Source organism: Paenarthrobacter ilicis (assembly GCF_016907545.1).
Lineage (GTDB): Bacteria > Actinomycetota > Actinomycetes > Actinomycetales > Micrococcaceae > Arthrobacter > Arthrobacter ilicis.
Genome location: NZ_JAFBCD010000001.1, coordinates 3,080,586 through 3,098,534, shown reverse-complemented (window position 1 = coordinate 3,098,534; position 17,949 = coordinate 3,080,586). Strand labels below are relative to the sequence as shown.

The window sequence follows — 17,949 nt, the reverse complement described above, 5'->3', positions numbered from 1 at the left end:
CCTACTTCTTGGTGATGGTGCGGCTGCGGCCACGGAACTCGGCAATGAGTTCGCCGGGCGCCTCGGAGGAGGGGGCTTCGTCAGGGGATGCCGCGAAAATTTGGATGTCGTACAGGCCGCTGCGGCCTGTACTTGCGCGGCGGTTTGCGACGGCGGTGATCACCTGGCCTTGGTAGGCCGGCTTGATGAAGTTGATGTCGACGCCGGACGCTACCGTGATGTTGGCGGCTTCCTGTGGCGTGGGGCTGGCTGGGTTGCAGGCCAGCGCGAAGGCGGTGTCGCCGAAGGCGAAGATCATTCCGCCGTGTGCCATGCCGAATCCGTTGAGCATTTCCTGGCGGAGGGACATGCGGATGGTGGCGTGCCCGTCGTCGACGGTGAGGACTTCGATGCCCATCCATTCGGACGCGTAGTCGTTCGTCAGGATCTGGTGCGAAGCACCGGAGAGGGTTGTTTCAACCATGCGTCATTGCCTCCAGCTTTATTTACCGAATGTTCATTAGGTAATCCCAGATCGCGCCCAGTGTCAAGACCGGACCACTATTCACCAGGACCTAGTAGCCTCAGGAGCATGCCCGATATTGAGCTCCCCATCACCACCGACCGCCTGATCCTGCGGCGTTTTGAAGCCGAGGATCTTGAGCGGTTCCACAGCTACCAATCGCTGCCGGAAACTGCCAGGTTCCTGCTCCGCAAGGAGCTGACCATGACCAAAGCCATGGAGGCCCTGGGCCGCTACGCCAACTTCGAATTCAAGCAGGAGGGCGACTGGCTGTGCCTGGCCATTGAGAGCAAGGACCGGCCCGGGCTGATGGGTGAGGTGGTGTTGAAGTGGCTTGAGGGTACCGGCCAAGGAGAAGTCGGTTGGATCCTGCACCCGGATGCACGCGGCCAGGGGATCGCCACCGAGGCCGCCGGTGCTGTCCTGGACCTGGCGTTTGGACAGCTCGCATTCCACCGGATTGATGCCAAGCTGGACGCACTGAACACGGGCTCTGCGGGTATTTGTCAGCGCCTGGGCATGCGTCTGGAAGCCACCCTGGTGGACAACTGGCATTACAAGGGCCAATGGGCCAGCGAGAAAATCTTCGCCATCCTGGATCACGAATGGCATGCGATCCGGGGCATCAGTCCCGGATGACGGGCCATGCTTTGTGATGCTTCAACTGCTCCGTCAGTTCCGCCTCCGGCAGTGGCCTGCTGAAGTAGTAGCCCTGCCCGCTGGTGCAGCCGATGCCCAGCAGGTACTCGGCTTGCTGGGCGGTTTCGATGCCCTCCCACACGGCGTTCAATCCGCACGCGCGGATCAGCTGCAGCACAGCGGCCAGCAGGGCGGGCTGTGACGGGTCGCTGCCCAGCGCGGCCAGCAGTGTGCGGTCAACTTTGACGGTGTCCACGGGCAAGCGGCGCAGGTAGCTGATGGACGAATACCCGGTGCCGAAATCGTCAATTTCCAAGCCGACGCCCAGCCTGCGCAGGCTGTTGAGCGTGTAGCGGTCCAGATCGTTTCCCTGGATGACGGCGGATTCCGTCAGCTCGAGGACCAGCAACGACGGATCCAGGCCGGAGGCTGTCAACGCCTCACGCACATCTTCAACAAATTCAAGGCGTTGCAGGTCAGCGGCTGAGACGTTGATGCGCATGCTGAAGTCGTGGCTCGCCGTCAGCGGGTCGCTGCGCCATTGCTTCAACTGCTCGACGGCGGTGCGGAGCACCCAGCCGCCAAGCTCGGAGATGATTCCTGTTTCTTCGGCGAGGGGAATGAACTGATCCGGCATGACGAGGCCGCGGGTGGGGTGGTTCCACCGGACCAAGGCCTCCACGCCTTCGATTCCCCGGGTGTCCAGCCGGATGATCGGCTGGTAAAAAAGCACCAGTTGTGAGCCGCTGATGGCCTCTTTGAGCTCCTCCACCAACTGGTTACGCATCTGGCGGGCGTGCAGCATCGCGGGTTCAAAAATCTTGAGCTTCCCGCGGCCGTCCGCCTTGGATTCGTACATGGCCACGTCGGCTTCAATCATCAGCTGCTCTGCCGTGTGGCCGGCATCTGTCATCCGGAGTCCCATGCTGGCGCCGCACCGCAGGTTCTGGCCTTCAATGGTTATTTGTTCCACAACGGCAGTGAGGATTCGGTTGCCTATGGCGGCAGCCTCGGCGGGGGTGGCCTCCGGGATGAGCACCGCGAATTCGTCGCCGCCCATGCGGGCCACCAAGTCCTGTTTGCGCACGGCTCCGCTGATCCTTGCAGCCACGGTTTCCAGCACTTTGTCGCCGATGGTGTGGCCCAGGGAGTCGTTGATGGCCTTGAAACCGTCCATGTCCAGCAGCAGGATGGCCGATCGCTGACCCTTGGCTGCGGTGGCCTGCGCTTCGCCCAGGGCGGTGGCAAAGGCAGAGCGGTTGTTCAAACCAGTCAAAGGATCGGTCATGGCCATGTGCTTCATGGCCTGGTGTGCCTCGTGGAGCTGCCGGGTCCGTGCTTCCACCCGCTGTTCGAGTTCTCCGTAAATGATCTCCAGGTCTTCGGCCAGGAGGTTGGTGCCCATGATCACGGCGTCAATTTCGTCGCGCGCGTCGGATACCTCGATCCTGGTGTCGAGGTCACCAGCTGCCAGGCGCACAATGCCATCCAGGAGGAGCCCCAAGCGGGGATCTTTATTCACTGAGTGTTCTTCCTCGGACATTTTCACCCCCCGTGTGGCTGGCCCCGGCGCTCATTTTCAAGCCGCAGGTGTTCGCGAACTGCCGCGCTGCGTTCGGGCAGGTTTGCTTGTTCGAACAGGGCAGCAGCTTGATCGAAGTTTTCCAATGCGTCCTCAAACCGGCCGGATTCGGTCAAACTCCGAGCCAGCAGAAAGTGTGCCTCGGCAGCGGTTTGAGTTGCCAAAATTGAGGACCTTTCGCAGAGTGGTCCCAGAATGGCTGTGGCTTGGTGCAAATCACCGCTGAGGAAATACCAATGGGCGCGGACCAAGGACATCTCCAGATGGTCGCGTTCCGAGCCGCCCACAATGTCGGTGGCAAGCTCCGCCCTTTCAATGCAGCGGAGCGTGGCAGCATCACTGACCTTGGCCTGCAGCCGCATTTCTGCCGACGCCCTGTTGAACCGCGCCCATAGATCCACGTCCTTGGAAGGGGACAGTCTTTCGGACGCCAGATCGTGGTAGCGCCCGCCGTCGACCACGCGGTCGGCAAGGAAAGCCACGTTGCCAATCACCCAGTAGCCTTTGCCCGCCGTATCCTCATCCACGTCGTCGGTCAGGAGGGTTTCCAGGACCAGGCACTCCTGCCAGGCTTCGTCCAGCAGACGGCTTTCAGCCAATGCGGCAATCAGGGCCCGCTGGGCAAGAATCCGGACATACAGCAGGTCAGGGTTCCACGCTGCGAGGTTTGCGGCCTCGTCCGCCGTCTCGGCAGCTTCCTGAAGCCGGCCCAATCCTTGGTAAGCCACCGCAAGCATGGTGCCGGCCTTTGCCCCCAGTTCGGGCGATGCCGCCGTGAGGGGGTGCTCCTTCAAGTCGATGGCAAGATCCAGGTACTCCTCAATCAGGCCCTGGTCCCGGAGGCATTCCGCTTGCAGGTAGCGCATGTCCCACCAAGCCTCGTCATCACCGGCTTCGGCGGCCTGCCGGGCAGCATCGTCCGCCAACCGGAAGGCTTCCTCGAAGTCGCGGTCCTTCCATTTTGAGCGGGCGTTCAGCCCGGCTACCAGGTGGGAGGCAAGGTGGGGGCTTTGCATAACCTCATTATCCATGTCATTGCAGAAGAAAAGCTCGTATAGTTTGCCTCGTGACTTTATTCAAGTCACACTCAACAAATTCGCATCAGTATGAAAGGGCATGGCGGATGAAAAAATTTGCGGCAACCCTGCTCATGGCGGCGGTTCTGGCAGTGACGGGATTCGCTGCTCCTGCAAACGCTGACTCCAAGCAGGACAGCACGGCTATCGGATGGTGGCCAAACAGCATCACCACGACGAAGACGAACACCACCAGCATCGGATGGTGGCCAAACTAAAATTGGGGGAGCGCCTCTCAAGGCCATATGACGTAAATTGATGCCCCGGGCCGTAGCCCGGGGCATCTCTTTTGTTTCTGAACATGTCGAGCATTTGTGACCGTCAGGCTCAAGGGTGGCTCCCGGCCGTGACACGTATGTCATATTCCGGGGAGGTCAGGGACCGCCCACCGGCAGCTCCACGGACACCGTGGTTCCGGCCCCCAGTGTGGAGTCCAAGTGGAGCCTGCCCATGTGCCGGCTGATGATGTCGTGGGCGATCGCCAGTCCAAGGCCACTGCCGGGAACCGCGGCCGAGGTGGCATTGGAGGCCCTGTAGAACCGGGTGAAGATGTGGGGAAGATCGTGCTCCGGAATGCCCAGGCCGGTGTCCGCGATCTTCACGGTGGCTGCGGGCCTGCCGTCCTCCGAGGCGGAAACGGAACTGGTGATCCCCACGCGTCCGCCCTCCGGGGTGAACTTGATGGCGTTGGCCACGATGTTGGTGAAAACCTGCTCCAGCTTGGCCTCGTCAGCCGTCACCTCGATGTCTTCGCCGCCCTCGGTGAAGGAGACGGACACGTGCCGTGATTCCGCCAGTGGCTGGAGTGTCGCCACCACCACTTGGAGCAGTGCGGCAATATCCACGGGTTTGAGGTCCAGGTTGCTGGCGTCCTGCATGGACACGGTGAGCATGTCCTCGATCAAGCGCCGGAGCCGATCGGAGTTCCGGGCTATGACCACCAGCATCTTGTTGATGCTGTCCGGGACCGGGCCTGCTGAACCGTCCTGGATCATGTCCAGGTAGGCGGTGATGGAGGTCAGGGGCGTCCGTAGCTCGTGGTTGACCGTGGCCAGGAAGTCGGTCTTGGCCTTATCCAGTTGCCGGAGCTGGTGCAGGACCCGTTGCTGGGCGCTGATGAGGTGTCCTTGGATGAGGCCGTGTGCCACGTTGCCGGCCACGTGTTGCATCAAGGCAACCTCGGCGCGGGTCCAGTGGTGCTCTTCTTCCACAGTGGACAACATGATGATGCCCATGGCGCTGTTTCCCTCGCCTACGGGAAGCAGCACCGTGGAAACGGGCCGGAGGCCACAGGACCATCCTCGTAGTGCTGTGGCAATCTCGGAGTCCGGGTCCTTGCGGTGATCGGAAACTGCCAGCACGTCGGCTTCAGCCCACAGCCTGTTGGTGGTGGCGGTGATCGCGGCTTCGCCTTCGCCCATCTTGTCCGGAAGCGGCGGTACGCCCTCACGGCTCCACTGGGCGCGGATGCTGGGAACCCTTTCGTCCTTGAAGGTGGCGAACCAGACGTGGTCAAGATTCATGGCCTCGCCGAAGCCCCGCACCACGTGATCGGCGATGCGTTGGGGATCGTTGGTTTCCCTTATGGCCGAGGAGACGTTCCGCAGGCTCTCGCGGAGGGCCTCGATCTCGCCGCGCGCCCGCGCCCGTTCGGTGGAGCGGCCAATCAGGGTCTGGACGCGGTGCACAACCTCATGGCCGCGCACCGGGGCCATGACGTAGTCCGCAACCCGCCACGATTCCATGTCGGCAAAATCAACGGAACGGTCACCGTCCAGAATGAGCAGAACGGGGACACCGGGGCTTACCAAGCCGTGCGCCACGCTGCTTTCGGCCACAATCACGACGGGCTGATGGGCGGGGAGTGAGCTGGCCAACGCGGCGGCATCGCTGACCGCAAGAACGTCAAAGCCGGCAGTGGTGAGAGCAGTCCGGACCGTGTCCAAACGCTCTGCATCCGGGTCCGCCACCACGGCCGCAAGGCCCTGCATTGCATCGGCAACGGTCTCGCCCACGGAGCCCCTTCCGTTCCAACGTTTCACCCATGGAAATTCCTGATGTGGCAACACCCTATCAGCGGCACCCAGACTCACAGCGTGCCAATGCCAAATGGTCCGGATGAGTCGTGGGCTGTCCCTTTACATTGCGTCCGGAATTGGACAATCTTGGGGAAAACGGGCCAATCAGGCGGCTTCAGAAGATATGGGGGAGGGCTGTGGATCAGCACGCGACATCACAGGACAACCAATCACAGGACAACCAACCACAGGACGGTCAGGAGACCGGCTTTGATCTGGTGTTGGAGGAGCGGGGCTTTCTCCGGCTGACCTGGCCCAGGGGCGCGCGGATTACGGAATCCGATGCCCAGCGCGCCATGGACAGGGTCAACGTGCTGTGCGGCGAGGACCGCCATCCCATGATTGTGGATATGGCCACCACGGATGATGTGACCCGCGGCGCCCGTTCCGTCTTCGCCAAGCCATGCCAAGCCAACCGGATTGCGTTGTGGGGATCGTCCCCGGTGGACCGGGTGATCGCCAATTTCTTCCTTGGAATCATGAAGCCGCCGTGCCCCACCAAGTTCTTCACGTCTGAAACCGAAGCTTTGGATTGGCTGGTGGAACGCTGAATCGCCTTATATTTAGAGGATGTTATCCAGCCTGGGAAAGTATTTGCTGATTCCGCGACTCATCAAGCTCTCCTCTGCTGCCCCCAAGGATCCGCTGACGGCGTGGGACCGGTACTGGGGTGACATCCGCTCCACCGGGGCTACGGGGGATGTCCTGTGGGACTCCGGCAGCGACCATGAGTTGAACAGTTACATCTCCAAGCTCAAACTGTTGGACCCTGCCCTTCCCATTGTTGATGTAGGTTGCGGCAACGGCAGTTTCACCCGGCTGCTTGCCCGGCACTTCCCCTTGGCCGTGGGGCTGGACTATTCCGCCAATGCCGTTGAACGGGCCCGCCGGGAAGCGGAGGGAATTCCGACGGCGTCCTTCGCCGTCTGCGATGGAACGGCACCGGATGCTGCGGCTACTATCGCTTCTGCCTTGGCCGTCGCCGGCTGGCACGGTGACGCGAATGTGTTCATCCGGGGTGTGCTGCATGTCCTGGATGCCAAGGGTCGTGCGGCATTGGCGGCCAATATGCTGCCGGTGGTTGGTGAACGCGGCGCAGTCTTCCTGGCCGAAACCAATTTCCCTGGCACCCCTGTTGACTACGTCAGCCACCTTGGAGCCACCCGGAAATCCATACCGGCTCCCTTGGAGTGGGCCATCAGGGGCTTGCCCATGCCTGGCCGCTTCGGCGCCAAGCAGCGGTCGGCCGCGTTTACGACGTCGGACTGGAACCTTGTGGAGGACGGCTCAGCGGGCATTGAAACCCGCCCGCTGAGCAATCCCGAAACCCCGGACGTGATTCCCGGGTACTTCGCGGTACTCCGCGCCCGCTGAACCGGCCTCCGGGGCCCAAGAACGCAGGGCCCCGGAAACCGGCAGCCCGGAATTACTTCAGGCCAGCGCCGGGAAGCAGTTCCGTGGCACCCAGTGAGTCGGCAATGAACGCATAGTCCCAAGCCCGTTCCCGCCATTGGACGTAACGTCCGGAAGCCCCGCCGTGTCCGCCGTCCATCTCGATCTTCATGACGATCGGCTGGGATCCCGTGGATACCGCGCGCAGGGCTTGCACCCATTTGGCCGGCTCAACGTACAGCACGCGCGTGTCGTTGAAGGACGTCACTGCTGCGATCTTGGGGTAGTCAACAGCTGCCACGTTTTCGTAGGGCGTGTAGGACTTCATATAGGCATAGGCCTCCGGGTCCGTGATGGGGTTGCCCCACTCTTCCCACTCCAGCGCCGACAGGGGAAGCTCGGGATCCAGGATGGTGGTGAGCGCGTCCACGAACGGTACCTGTGCCACCACGGCGGCGTACTTTTCGGGGGCCATGTTGGTAATGGCGCCCATGAGCAGGCCTCCGGCTGAGCCACCCATCGCGGCAATGCGTCCGGGAGCAACCCAGCCGGACTCCGCCAGCCAGTCAGTGGCGGCAATGAAGTCCGTGAAGGTGTTCTTCTTGGTGAGTTTCTTGCCGTCCTCGTACCACCGGCGTCCCAGCTCGCCGCCGCCACGGATGTGCGCAATGACCATCACGATCCCGCGGTCCAGCAGCGACAACCGGGCTACGCCGAATCCGGGGTCCATGCTCATTTCGTAGGAGCCATAGCCGTAGACCAAGCCAGCGGCGGTGCTGTCCTGCTGGACCGAGGCGTGACGCAGCACGGACAGCGGAACCCGGGTGCCGTCGTCGGCTGTCGCCCATTCGCGGGTGGCCACGTAGTCGGAAGGGGTGTAGCCGCCCAGCACCGGGCTTTCCTTGCGGAGCAGCAGCTCTCCACCGGGTGCAGAATCGGTGGGCAGCACAAAGTCGTACACGCGGGACGGCGTGAAGTAGGAGGTATAGCCCATGCGGATCACGGGTGCCTCATAGTCGGAACCAGCCACCCCGGCGGTGAAGAGCTCTTCCTCGAAGGCCGGTTCCACGGGCTGGCCCTGCCCAGGGGTGCCAAGGCCCGCCAGCGGGATGACTTGCACACGCTCAATGGTGTCCTGGCGGACGGAAAGCACCAGGTGCGTCGACGTAACGCCGGCGCCGTTGACGCGCACTTTGTCTGAGTGTTCGACGACGGTGCGCCAGTTCTGCCCGGACAGCGGCTTGGTAAGTTCTTCCGGATCCACCAGGCTCACCATGGAGTTGATGGCGTCCTTGTTGTGGGTGAGCAGCAAAGTTTCACGGCCGTCCAGCAGGAAGGGCTCGGCCTCGTAGAGAAGGTGCTCGTCGCGGGAGATGACGGTGCGCAGGCCGGCGTCGTAGCTGTCAAAGCTTAAGAGCCTGGTCTCGCTGAACTCGGAGCAGCCGATGCTGAGCACCAGGTGGCGGCGGTCCGAGGACAGGTCGAAGCCCAGCCACATGGCGACGTCGTCTTCCTGGTAGATGACCTGGTCCTCGCTGACGGGAGTGCCAAGGACGTGCGCCTTGACCTGGTAGGGGCGCCAGGAGTCGTCCACCACTGTGTAGAAGATGCGTGTGCCGTCCGGGGAGAAGGCCACTCCGTAGAAGATGTCCTCGATTACGTCGGGCAGGAGCTGGCCGGTGCGGAGGTCCTTGATGCGGAGGGTGAAGCGCTCATCGCCGGAGTTGTCCACAGCGTAGGCATAGAGGGTACCGTCCACAGTGACGGCGGCGCCGCCCACGCTGAAGAAGGGTTGTCCTTCCGCTTCCACGTTTCCGTCCAGCAGCACCTCTTCCCCGGGAAGTTCCACGCCTGCTTCCACGGCGGGCGGCGTCCAGTCCGCCACAGGATCCCCGGTGTTCCGGGCCGGGACGCGGCATTGGATGGTGTACTCCTTGCCCTCCACCGAGCGGCTGTGGTACCACCAGCCATCCTTGCGGTTGGGGACGGAGAGGTCCGTTTCCTGGGTGCGTCCCTTGATTTCCTGGAACATGGCTTCCCGCAGAGGTTCCTGATGGGCCGTTACAGCCTCCTGGTAGGCATTCTCCGACTTGAGGTGGTCCACCACTTCAGCGGATTCCTTGTCCCGGAGCCACTCATAGTTGTCTACAAAGACATCTCCATGGTGCTCGCGGCGCGTCGGCACCTGCTTGGCAACGGGTGGCTCAACTGCGGATTCAGGCGCGGAGGAAGGGGCTGAAGATATGTGGCTCATGGGGCCACTCTATAGACGGGGTGTGACAGGCAACCAGCAATTTCGCTCAGAGCGGCCCGCCCGGAAAGCTTGACTGAAATCGCCGCTTCCACATATCCTGAACGAACGGTCGGTAATTTATTAGGAGCAACCATGGCATCTCAGAATCTGCAGTCAGTGCCCGCTGAGCTGTCCCCGGAGGAGCAGGAGCGGGAGGCGGCTGGTCAGGCGTATTTTGATCGCATCATTTCAGAGGACTCACGCATCGAGCCCCGCGACTGGATGCCGGCGGCATACCGCAAGACTTTGCTGCGTCAGATCTCGCAGCACGCCCACTCGGAAATCATCGGCATGCAGCCGGAAGCCAACTGGATCACCCGCGCTCCCAGCCTGAAGCGCAAGTCCATCCTGATGGCCAAGGTCCAGGATGAAGCCGGCCACGGTCTGTACCTGTACTCCGCAGCAGAGACGCTGGGGCAGAGCAGGGACCAGATGATGGAAGACCTCATTGCCGGCAAGGCCCGGTACTCCTCCATTTTCAACTACCCCACGATTTCCTGGGCGGACATGGGAGCAATTGGCTGGCTTGTTGATGGCGCGGCCATTTGCAACCAGGTGCCCCTGTGCCGTGCCTCGTACGGACCCTACGGACGCGCAATGGTGCGCATCTGCAAGGAAGAGTCCTTCCATCAGCGCCAGGGTTTCGAAATCCTGCTTGAGCTCGCCAACGGGACGCCCGCCCAGAAGCAGATGGCCCAGGACGCAGTGAACCGCTGGTACGCGCCGTCGCTGATGATGTTCGGCCCGCCGGACGAGGATTCACCCAACTCCAAGCAGTCCATGGCCTGGAACATCAAGCGCTTCAGCAATGACGAGCTCCGCAGCCGCTTTGTGGGCATGATGGTGGAGCAGGTCCGGGTGCTGGGGCTGACCCTTCCGGATGAGGACATCCGTTTCAACGAAGAAACCAAAAAGTGGGAGCACGGACCCCTGGACTGGAACGAGTTCAAGGAAGTCCTGGCTGGCCGCGGCCCTTGCAACTCGCAGCGCGTTGAGCGCCGCCGCGAGGCGCACGAAAACGGTGCCTGGGTGCGAGAAGCCGCAGTGGCGTACGCCCGCAAGCAAGCAGAGAAAGTGAATGCAGCATAATGGCTCCCCACGGTAACCCCGACGCCCCGGCAAGCGCCGCCAGCGAGATCAACCGGGAGGCCCCCAAGGTTGCGGCCACCACGGAAGAGCACCAGGAAAGCCCCTGGTCCTTGTGGGAAGTGTTTGTGCGTTCCAGCCGTGGTTTGTCCCACGTGCACGCAGGCTCCCTGCACGCCCCGGATGCCGCCATGGCCTTGCGGAATGCCCGTGACCTCTACACCCGCCGCAACGAGGGCGTTTCCATTTGGGTGGTCCCGGCGGAGGCCATCTCGGCCAGCGATCCGGACTCCAAGGGTTCCTTCTTTGAATCCCCCCAGGGCAAGGATTACCGCCACGCCACGTATTACACCAAGAGCGAAGGCGTGAAGCACCTGTGACCTCCCACGAAACTGCCCACAACACGGACTTCGCCATTGACGGCCACGGTGATATCTCCGTAGGCGTCCATGGCGCAGGCGCATCAGGCGATGGCTCGGCCAGCGCCACGCGCATCACTCCAGGCAATGCACTGCGCCCCGAGGATATTGCCTTGGAGATCAAGCGCGGCGAAGTGAAGCCAAGCGAGGACATTGCAGAGTTTGCACTCCGCATTGGCGACGACGGCCTGATCCTCGCCCAGCGTTTGGGGCACTGGATTTCCCGTGCTCCGGAGCTCGAAGAGGACATTGCGCTCGGCAACATCGCCCTGGACCAGCTGGGCCATGCCCGCTCCTTCCTGACCTACGCCGGCGCTGCCTGGGGCAAGTCCGAGGATGACCTGGCCTACTTCCGCCGCGAGCACGAGTTCCGCTCTGCGCACCTCTTTGAACAGCCCAATGGGGACTTTGCCGTCACCATCGCACGGCAGTTCATTGTGAGCTTCTACCAGTACCAGCTCTACACCGCCCTCATGGAATCCAGCGACCCCACCCTTGCGGCCATCTCCGCCAAGGCTGTCAAGGAAGTGGATTACCACCGCGACCACAGCGCCCAGTGGGTGCTGCGACTGGCTGGTGGCACGGAGGAATCCAGGAAGCGGATCATCCAAGGCTTCAAGCTGGTGTGGCCGTACGTGGATGAGATCTTCGAAGACGACCAGCTCACCACGCGCTTGGCCGAGGCCAGGGTTGCCGTGCAGCCCTCCAGCCTCCGGGCAGCTTTTGATCGCCTCACCGGCGAGATCATGGAGCAGGCACAGCTGGACATCCCCAACGTTCCGCAGTCCCTGGGCGGCGGCCGCCGCGGGAAGCACTCGGAATTCCTGGGATACATCCTGGCTGAGATGCAGGTACTGGCCCGTGAGCATCCCGGCGCAAGCTGGTGACAACCGTGTCCATGGAGTCGCCAACACAGGCACCAACACAGGCATCAACACAGGTGCTGACCGCCGCGGAGCAGCAGGCCTGGGACCTCGCGTCCACGGTCTGTGATCCGGAGATCCCCGTGCTCACCATCGCGGATCTGGGGATCCTGCGCGGCGTGAACGTCAGCCAAGCACCTCCGGCAGACGGAACGCACGACGGCGGCAAGGCAAGTACCGCCGTCGAGGTCACCATCACGCCCACCTACTCGGGTTGCCCGGCCATGGACGCCATTGGCGATGACCTGCGGACCGCCTTTCGCAATGCCGGCTATGCCAGCGTGCACGTCAACCTGGTGTTGTCCCCTGCCTGGACCACGGACTGGATGACGGATTCGGGCAAGGCCAAGCTGGAGGAGTACGGCATTGCCCCGCCCACGGGAATGGCTGCGGCAGGGGGGCACTCGGGGCCGGTCCGTTTGAGCCTGGCCGTCAAGTGCCCGCAGTGCAACTCGCTGAACACCAAGGAACTCACCCGTTTTGGTTCCACGTCCTGCAAGGCGTTGTTCGTCTGCCAGGACTGCAAGGAACCGTTCGACTACTTCAAAGTCCTCTAAGGAATTCCATGACCACCGAAACCCAGACGGCCAGCCGCCGTCGTGCGTCTTTCCACAACCTGACCGTCGCGGAAGTCCGGCGCCTCACGGACGATGCCATTGAGGTCACGTTCGGTGTTCCAGCCGAGTTGGCCGGCCAGTACGATTACCTTCCCGGCCAGTATGTGGCCTTGCGCACCACGCTCCCTGATGAGCAGGGCGAGCCTCATGAAGTCCGCCGCAGCTACTCGATCTGCGCAGAGCCGCGCAGCTTCGAGGACGGCAGCAGCGAGATCCGGGTAGCCATCAAGAAGGACCTGGGTGGCCTCTTCTCCACGTGGGCCAATGCTGAGCTGAAGGCCGGTGACGTCCTTGATGTCATGAGCCCCATGGGTGCCTTCATATCCCGGCACGGCAAAGATGGTGCTTCCGTCCAGCACAACGTCATGAACTCCATGAACCACCCCGAGGAACTGGCGGGGGAGCCGGGCAACTTTGTGGCGATCGCTGCGGGCTCGGGCATCACCCCGGTGATCGCGATTGCCCGCACGCTGCTGGCAGCCAACCCGGAAACCACTTTTGACCTGGTGTACGCCAACAAGGCAGCCATGGACGTCATGTTCCTGGAGGAACTGGCGGACCTGAAGGACAAGTACCCCACGCGCCTGGCGCTGCACCACGTGCTGTCCCGCGAGCAACGGATCGCGCCGCTGATGACAGGCCGCATCGACTCTGAAAAGCTGCAGGCACTGCTCAGCAGCGCCATCCGGGCCGAGGATGTGGACGAATGGTTCCTGTGCGGTCCGTTCGAGCTGGTGCAGTTGTGCCGGGACACCTTGGCCGCGCGCGGGGTGGAACCGGATCACGTCCGCTTCGAGCTGTTCACCACCGGCCGCCCGGACCGTCCCGAAGGCAACGCAGGCCGTCCCGTGGTGGCGGACGAATCGCAGGATACCTACAAGATCACGTTCACGCTCGATGGCCTCACAGGTGACGTCACAAGCCCCACCCATGCACGCGAATCCATCCTCAACGCAGCTCTCCGCGTCCGTCCCGACGTGCCGTTCGCATGCGCCGGCGGCGTGTGCGGTACCTGCCGCGCCAAGGTGGTCACCGGTTCGGTGACCATGGATGAGAACTACGCCCTGGAGCAGGACGAGTTGGACAAGGGCTACGTCCTGACCTGTCAGTCCCACCCCACCAGCGAAGAAGTCACCGTCGATTTCGACGTCTAAGGAGTCCCCATGATCGAGCTCTCCATTGAAAACGGCATTGCCGAGATTGTCCTGGATGCCCCCCACAAGCTGAACTCCCTCAACGAGGACGCGCTGGTTGAGTTGGGCAAAGCGTACGACGACGCTGCTGCCGCCGCCTCGCGCGGCGAGGTGCGGGCGCTGCTGCTTCGCGGCAACGGACGTGCCTTCTGCGCCGGGCGTGACATCGCGGAAGTGACGCCCGAAACCGATGACGTCCAGGGTTACCTCGGCGGCCTCGTGGAACCACTGCTCAAGAAGATGGCGGCTTTCCCGGCACCCACTTTCGCAGCAGCCCACGGTGCGTGCCTGGGCGTGGGGCTGGGCTTGCTCCTGGCCACGGACGTTGTTTACGTTGCGGAGAACGCCAAGTTTGGTTCACCGTTCGCCAAGCTGGGTGCAACCCTTGATTCCGGCGGGCACTGGTACTTTACGGAGCGGCTCGGCATGCACCGCACGCTGGATCTGATCTACACCGCGGAGCTCATGTCCGGCACCGAGGCCGTGGCACAGGGGATGTTCAGCCGGGCCATGCCCGCTGAGACCTTGCTTGATTCCACCCGCGAAATTGTTGCCCGCGTTGCTTCCGGGGCCACGCAGGCCTTCACTGCGTCCAAGGAACTGGTGGCGCACATCCGCGATCAACGGGTGGGGCTGTGGGCGTCCATGGCTGAGGAAAACTCCGAGCAGGCGCGTTTGTGCGGCACGGAGGACTATTCGGAGGGGTTCCTTGCATTCCAGGAGAAGCGGACTCCGGTCTTCAAGGGGTAGGGGCTGCGGGCAGCCGCTTAAGTGAGGGCTTTCAGCAGTTGGAAACCTGCGATGCTTTTCTCGGATGAGATCACGGCCATCCCGTTGTCCACAGTGTCCACGTCAGTCAATGCGGCGTAGGTGTAACCCGTTGCTCGTGAGCCACTTTTGAGGCAAGGGAAAGCAATGCGCGATCCAGCCGACACGGCATCCTCGGGGAGGTCCGGGAAGGGGCCATTCGGGGGAGCGGTGTACGAGGTGTCTTTCCAACATACGAAGCCATCCAGGAAGCTCGCTCCGCGGAATTTTCCTGTGCGGGTATCCAAGAGAGTTGATTCCGCATAGAAGCCCGAGATCACCAGATCACCCCGGGATGCCATGGGGATAATTCCGGACGCGGTCCAAGCCCGTACTTCAATGGGATCCCCTTCCCATGCCGTCTCACCAGTGGTGGGATCGTAACCCACTACTTTCGAGTGGGCGCCGCGATACGTTCCCGTGGGGAACTGGATGAAGCCGTCCACGTACTCACAGCGGACCGGAAAGGCTTCCCCTCCCTCCAATTTGGTTTTAGCGGTTCCAACTGTTTTGGCGCACTCCAGTTCTGATCCCTCGGCTGTCCACAGGACGCGCGCGCTGGATGCCCGGAACCCCACGGCCTTGGTTGTCTCGCGCAGGTTCAACTGGAAATCGTGATCCGTGTACGTCCTGGGCTCAAAGTCCTTGGGATTGATACGGACTGAGCCCACAAACAGATCCAGTTTCCTTGAGTAGGTGAAGTGGCTGCCCATATCCGCGATGGCGCCCTTGCCGAACAATTTTTCGATCTCCACCACCCAGCGGACCACTCCGTGGTCCACCCGTGCCAGCGACTCCTTGGTGCCGTTGACCACCGAGTACAGTCCCTTTCCTACAGGCCGAAAGTTGCCCTCAAGGGGATTGACGTCGGCGCCGGACTCCTCATCGCCGGATTCAAGATCAACCCAGTGCTCCACAGAGTTCCACGACTCGTCATAAGCAATGAAGCACATGTCCAGTACTTCGTCGCAGGCAAAGGGGCGTGTTGTGACCATCTGGGCCTTGCCGCGGTGGATTTCCTTGCCTGTCTTCAAATCCACGGCCACGGGAGCCGTCCACCAAGCCATCCCACGGTTGTCGGCCGGCGGAGTGGCTGCCTGCAGGAAAATCGCAGCGCTTCTGCCGCTGGCCGTTTTAGTGACGGCGGGTTCCAGGGGGCTGACGAAGGAATCCATTCCGGGGTGGACTGGCTGGGTCCAGAGCTCCTTACCCGTAGCCACGGTGAAAGCGTGGGCAGCCACACCTGTTGCCGATTTCGCGTAAACCAGCGCCACGCCGTCCGCCACCACCGGCTGTCCGATGGGTTCCAGCGGTACTTCCCAGACCGCCGTCGCAACCTCTGTGTTTCTTTCAACTGCAGCGGCCGAGGGCGCTGGGGGAGTGGCTGTTGGCGTCCCGGGGACGGCAGTCGACGTGCAGGCTGACAGGAGTATTGCGACAGTCAGGACCGCGAGAGCGCGCAGGGCTGAACGGCGGTGTTTCAAGATTCCCCCAAGAACGTGACAGGCCCATCAACCGTTACGGGGTCTCTTGAACCGGACGGCCACTGCATGTGGCTCACCTAGAGGATACAACCATCGGAGCATTCACCAGCCGAAGGTTCTTGTGATGGCCCGGTCCGTCCTGAAGTCGGCTGCGTCCGGGTATGCCCAGCGCAGGATCTTGTAGGAATCGCCCCGCCGCACTGATTCCACGGCGACGAACTCCTGTTTGCCGGCGCGGTTGTATTCAATGACGATGCCGAGCATTTGGTCCTTGCCCGGGACCATTTGATAGATCTTGGGGCTCCACGGGATGGGCTCCGGGTTGGTTTTCAGCTGCAGTGCCTGCCGGGCTTCATCTTCCTTGCACCGTGCTGCATCGTCTGCTTTTGAGGTATCCAGAAGATCGCAGAATTTGCCGTCATGGCCAGCCAGCGAGTAGATGAAGCTGATTCCCAGATCCCGGGCTTTGGCCTCGTCATGTTCCTGGGAGCACGCGCTCAGTACCACTGCAACCAGGGCGACGACGGCAGCGACCACCGCCCGTGCTTGCTGTTTGCGTTTCAAGAATCCCCCATAGAGCCGTGACGAGCCCGCCGGTGGTTTCGGGGCGGCCATCCAGCTTGAGCCTACCCGTTGGAGCTGACACAGGCTGTTAACGAAAGCGTCCCGCCTGATGGGGGATCAGGCGGGACATTTCAATTGTAGGACTGTTAGCTGGCAATTGACCGGGTATGGGTCCATCTGTTCCATGCCCGACTTTCTTGGGCCGGGATTTGGATGGGTCACCTAGGCTTGATCCATGTTTGCCTTCGCCACCTTCACCAAAGTCCACAGGCGATGGCTTCAGGCGGCATTTGCTGTCTACCTGGTGGCTTTGGCCTTGGTGGTGTTCCTACCCTCGCAACAGGCCGGCACCGTGACAGGTTTTGTCGGTGTGATCGCGGGCTGGCTTTACTTCCTGGGCGTGCCGCGGAGCGATGCGGCCGTAGCAGTGGAGTTCGTGTCCAACATTGTCATGTTCATACCGTTTGGTGCGTTGCTGCGGTGCCTCTGGCCGGCCACCTGGAATTGGTGGCGCACTCTGCTTCTTTCCGCAGTGACGTCAACAGCCATTGAGCTGACACAACTCCTGGTCCCGGGGCGTGTGACAGCCCTTTCGGACGTCATAGCCAACTCAGCTGGTGGACTGATCGGCGTTGCGGCGGTCGCCTGGCTGGTCAGCCGTCGCAGCCGTTAGAGGTGGTGGCTCAAAACCGCAACGATGTCCTGGCTGTACCCGTTGATCCGTTGGGCCACATCGCGATGGACGGCCTCGTCGGCGTTGATGGGGTCTGGAATATCGTCTGCTGACGTCAACCCGGCGGTTGAACGGACCGCGGCCGTGCGCCGGACAAGCTCAGCTACCGGACTGCCCGTTGCCGTTCCTGTGACGGAAGCCCAACTGGGCGCTGCGGTCACTGCTGCGGCCTGAGCCAGGGGCAGCCCCTGACCCGCCCGGGCGAACTCGGCCATGGTGAACGTCCGTTGGGCGGCACCGGGAAACTTCTTGACCAGCTCATCCCGCTGCTTCAACGTCATGGTCAACACCAGCTCGGCTGATTCGATCGCTTCCAGTGTGATCTGCTTGCCATGGGAACCAGTGGGGTCTCCGCCCAGCTCCCGGGACAGCATGGCCGGGAGCGGCTCCATGGGGGCGTTGACTGCAGCGTGAAGGCCCGCGCTTGCAACCGTGAAACCGGCCACGCCGGATTGCTGTAAACGGTGCCGGATGACTTGTTCCGCCAGTGGCGACCGGCAAATGTTGCCGGTGCATACGGTCAGAATGGACGACGGCGACTTCCCACCTGTGTGGCTCAAC

19 protein-coding genes are annotated in these 17,949 nt (G+C 62.3%); 11 read left to right on the top strand and 8 right to left on the bottom strand.

Going from position 1 to position 17,949, the window contains the following annotated elements:
- Nucleotide 1 precedes the first annotated feature (1 nt).
- Nucleotides 2–463 carry a hotdog fold thioesterase gene (locus tag JOE60_RS14130; RefSeq protein ID WP_167263905.1) on the bottom strand — a complete coding sequence of 154 codons (462 nt, stop codon included), beginning with the start codon at nt 461–463 and terminating at the stop codon, nt 2–4.
- 108 nt (nt 464–571) lie between these two features.
- Between JOE60_RS14130 and JOE60_RS14125 the strand changes: the two genes are divergently transcribed.
- Nucleotides 572–1,141 (top strand): GNAT family N-acetyltransferase, encoded by a 570-nt coding sequence (locus JOE60_RS14125; RefSeq protein ID WP_167263903.1) that lies wholly within the window; start codon nt 572–574, stop codon nt 1,139–1,141.
- On the opposite strand, the gene JOE60_RS14120 is transcribed toward JOE60_RS14125, so the two are convergent.
- Complete coding sequence (locus JOE60_RS14120; RefSeq protein WP_239529094.1) at nt 1,128–2,546, bottom strand: putative bifunctional diguanylate cyclase/phosphodiesterase; 1,419 nt, start codon at nt 2,544–2,546, stop codon at nt 1,128–1,130. The two genes, JOE60_RS14125 and JOE60_RS14120, sit on opposite strands and share 14 nt — an antisense overlap.
- 140 nt (nt 2,547–2,686) lie before the next feature.
- The gene (locus JOE60_RS14115) at nt 2,687–3,739 is read right to left on the bottom strand and encodes a tetratricopeptide repeat protein (RefSeq protein WP_167263899.1); all 1,053 of its coding nucleotides are present in this window, start codon (nt 3,737–3,739) and stop codon (nt 2,687–2,689) included.
- 107 nt (nt 3,740–3,846) lie between these two features.
- On the opposite strand from JOE60_RS14115, the gene JOE60_RS14110 reads away from it, so the two are divergent.
- On the top strand, nt 3,847–4,017 hold the full coding sequence (locus JOE60_RS14110; protein ID WP_167262716.1) for a hypothetical protein: 171 nt from the start codon (nt 3,847–3,849) through the stop codon (nt 4,015–4,017).
- A gap of 156 nt (nt 4,018–4,173) precedes the next feature.
- Here the strand turns inward: JOE60_RS14110 and JOE60_RS14105 are convergent, their stop codons facing one another.
- The gene (locus tag JOE60_RS14105; RefSeq protein ID WP_167263897.1) at nt 4,174–5,814 is read right to left on the bottom strand and encodes an ATP-binding protein; all 1,641 of its coding nucleotides are present in this window, start codon (nt 5,812–5,814) and stop codon (nt 4,174–4,176) included.
- A gap of 200 nt (nt 5,815–6,014) precedes the next feature.
- Between JOE60_RS14105 and JOE60_RS14100 the strand changes: the two genes are divergently transcribed.
- Entirely contained in the window at nt 6,015–6,428 is a 414-nt protein-coding gene (locus tag JOE60_RS14100) for a DUF7793 family protein (protein ID WP_167263895.1), read from the top strand.
- A gap of 19 nt (nt 6,429–6,447) precedes the next feature.
- Nucleotides 6,448–7,251: a class I SAM-dependent methyltransferase gene (locus JOE60_RS14095; protein ID WP_167263893.1), complete on the top strand. Its 804-nt coding sequence runs from the start codon at nt 6,448–6,450 to the stop codon at nt 7,249–7,251.
- Between the two features lie 52 nt (nt 7,252–7,303).
- Here the strand turns inward: JOE60_RS14095 and JOE60_RS14090 are convergent, their stop codons facing one another.
- Nucleotides 7,304–9,523, bottom strand: a complete 2,220-nt coding sequence (locus tag JOE60_RS14090; RefSeq protein ID WP_167263891.1) for a S9 family peptidase — start codon at nt 9,521–9,523, stop codon at nt 7,304–7,306.
- Between the two features lie 132 nt (nt 9,524–9,655).
- Between JOE60_RS14090 and paaA the strand changes: the two genes are divergently transcribed.
- The 6 genes from paaA to JOE60_RS14060 are packed head-to-tail and all read left to right on the top strand — an operon-like array spanning nt 9,656 to nt 14,550.
- Nucleotides 9,656–10,651 (top strand): 1,2-phenylacetyl-CoA epoxidase subunit PaaA, encoded by a 996-nt coding sequence (paaA, locus tag JOE60_RS14085; RefSeq protein ID WP_167263889.1) that lies wholly within the window; start codon nt 9,656–9,658, stop codon nt 10,649–10,651.
- Nucleotides 10,651–11,028, top strand: coding sequence for a 1,2-phenylacetyl-CoA epoxidase subunit PaaB (paaB, locus tag JOE60_RS14080; protein ID WP_167263887.1), 378 nt, complete (start codon nt 10,651–10,653; stop codon nt 11,026–11,028). The genes paaA and paaB overlap by 1 nt, the downstream gene beginning before the upstream one ends.
- Nucleotides 11,025–11,954, top strand: coding sequence for a 1,2-phenylacetyl-CoA epoxidase subunit PaaC (gene paaC, locus JOE60_RS14075; RefSeq protein WP_167263885.1), 930 nt, complete (start codon nt 11,025–11,027; stop codon nt 11,952–11,954). Before paaB ends, paaC begins: the two co-directional genes overlap by 4 nt.
- Nucleotides 11,955–11,965: 11 nt before the next feature.
- Nucleotides 11,966–12,547 (top strand): 1,2-phenylacetyl-CoA epoxidase subunit PaaD, encoded by a 582-nt coding sequence (paaD, locus tag JOE60_RS14070; protein ID WP_167263883.1) that lies wholly within the window; start codon nt 11,966–11,968, stop codon nt 12,545–12,547.
- Nucleotides 12,548–12,555: 8 nt separating this feature from the next.
- Entirely contained in the window at nt 12,556–13,761 is a 1,206-nt protein-coding gene (paaE, locus tag JOE60_RS14065) for a 1,2-phenylacetyl-CoA epoxidase subunit PaaE (RefSeq protein ID WP_167263881.1), read from the top strand.
- Nucleotides 13,762–13,770: 9 nt separating this feature from the next.
- Nucleotides 13,771–14,550, top strand: a complete 780-nt coding sequence (locus tag JOE60_RS14060) for an enoyl-CoA hydratase/isomerase family protein (protein ID WP_167263879.1) — start codon at nt 13,771–13,773, stop codon at nt 14,548–14,550.
- A 17-nt stretch (nt 14,551–14,567) separates the two neighbouring features.
- Here the strand turns inward: JOE60_RS14060 and JOE60_RS14055 are convergent, their stop codons facing one another.
- Nucleotides 14,568–16,091 carry a hypothetical protein gene (locus JOE60_RS14055; protein ID WP_208381133.1) on the bottom strand — a complete coding sequence of 508 codons (1,524 nt, stop codon included), beginning with the start codon at nt 16,089–16,091 and terminating at the stop codon, nt 14,568–14,570.
- Between the two features lie 102 nt (nt 16,092–16,193).
- The gene (locus JOE60_RS14050; protein ID WP_167263877.1) at nt 16,194–16,655 is read right to left on the bottom strand and encodes a hypothetical protein; all 462 of its coding nucleotides are present in this window, start codon (nt 16,653–16,655) and stop codon (nt 16,194–16,196) included.
- 235 nt (nt 16,656–16,890) lie between these two features.
- Here JOE60_RS14050 and JOE60_RS14045 point away from each other — a divergent pair, with 235 nt between their 5' ends.
- Complete coding sequence (locus JOE60_RS14045) at nt 16,891–17,328, top strand: VanZ family protein (RefSeq protein ID WP_167263876.1); 438 nt, start codon at nt 16,891–16,893, stop codon at nt 17,326–17,328.
- Here JOE60_RS14045 and JOE60_RS14040 read toward each other — a convergent pair.
- A complete protein-coding gene (locus JOE60_RS14040) occupies nt 17,325–17,948 on the bottom strand; it encodes an arsenate reductase/protein-tyrosine-phosphatase family protein (protein WP_167263874.1) in 624 nt (207 codons plus the stop codon). The two genes, JOE60_RS14045 and JOE60_RS14040, sit on opposite strands and share 4 nt — an antisense overlap.
- Between the last annotated feature and the right edge of the window lies 1 nt (nt 17,949).

Coding starts and splice junctions, on each gene's coding strand:
- JOE60_RS14045 (WP_167263876.1), top strand. CDS start 16,891: ATGTTTGCCTTCGCCACCTTCACCAAAGTCCACAGGCGATGGCTTCAG.
- JOE60_RS14120 (WP_239529094.1), bottom strand. CDS start 2,546: ATGGGCACCAACCTCCTGGCCGAAGACCTGGAGATCATTTACGGAGAA.
- paaE (WP_167263881.1), top strand. CDS start 12,556: ATGACCACCGAAACCCAGACGGCCAGCCGCCGTCGTGCGTCTTTCCAC.
- JOE60_RS14125 (WP_167263903.1), top strand. CDS start 572: ATGCCCGATATTGAGCTCCCCATCACCACCGACCGCCTGATCCTGCGG.
- JOE60_RS14060 (WP_167263879.1), top strand. CDS start 13,771: ATGATCGAGCTCTCCATTGAAAACGGCATTGCCGAGATTGTCCTGGAT.
- paaB (WP_167263887.1), top strand. CDS start 10,651: ATGGCTCCCCACGGTAACCCCGACGCCCCGGCAAGCGCCGCCAGCGAG.
- JOE60_RS14110 (WP_167262716.1), top strand. CDS start 3,847: ATGAAAAAATTTGCGGCAACCCTGCTCATGGCGGCGGTTCTGGCAGTG.
- paaA (WP_167263889.1), top strand. CDS start 9,656: ATGGCATCTCAGAATCTGCAGTCAGTGCCCGCTGAGCTGTCCCCGGAG.
- JOE60_RS14130 (WP_167263905.1), bottom strand. CDS start 463: ATGGTTGAAACAACCCTCTCCGGTGCTTCGCACCAGATCCTGACGAAC.
- JOE60_RS14090 (WP_167263891.1), bottom strand. CDS start 9,523: ATGAGCCACATATCTTCAGCCCCTTCCTCCGCGCCTGAATCCGCAGTT.
- paaD (WP_167263883.1), top strand. CDS start 11,966: ATGGAGTCGCCAACACAGGCACCAACACAGGCATCAACACAGGTGCTG.
- JOE60_RS14115 (WP_167263899.1), bottom strand. CDS start 3,739: ATGCAAAGCCCCCACCTTGCCTCCCACCTGGTAGCCGGGCTGAACGCC.
- JOE60_RS14095 (WP_167263893.1), top strand. CDS start 6,448: ATGTTATCCAGCCTGGGAAAGTATTTGCTGATTCCGCGACTCATCAAG.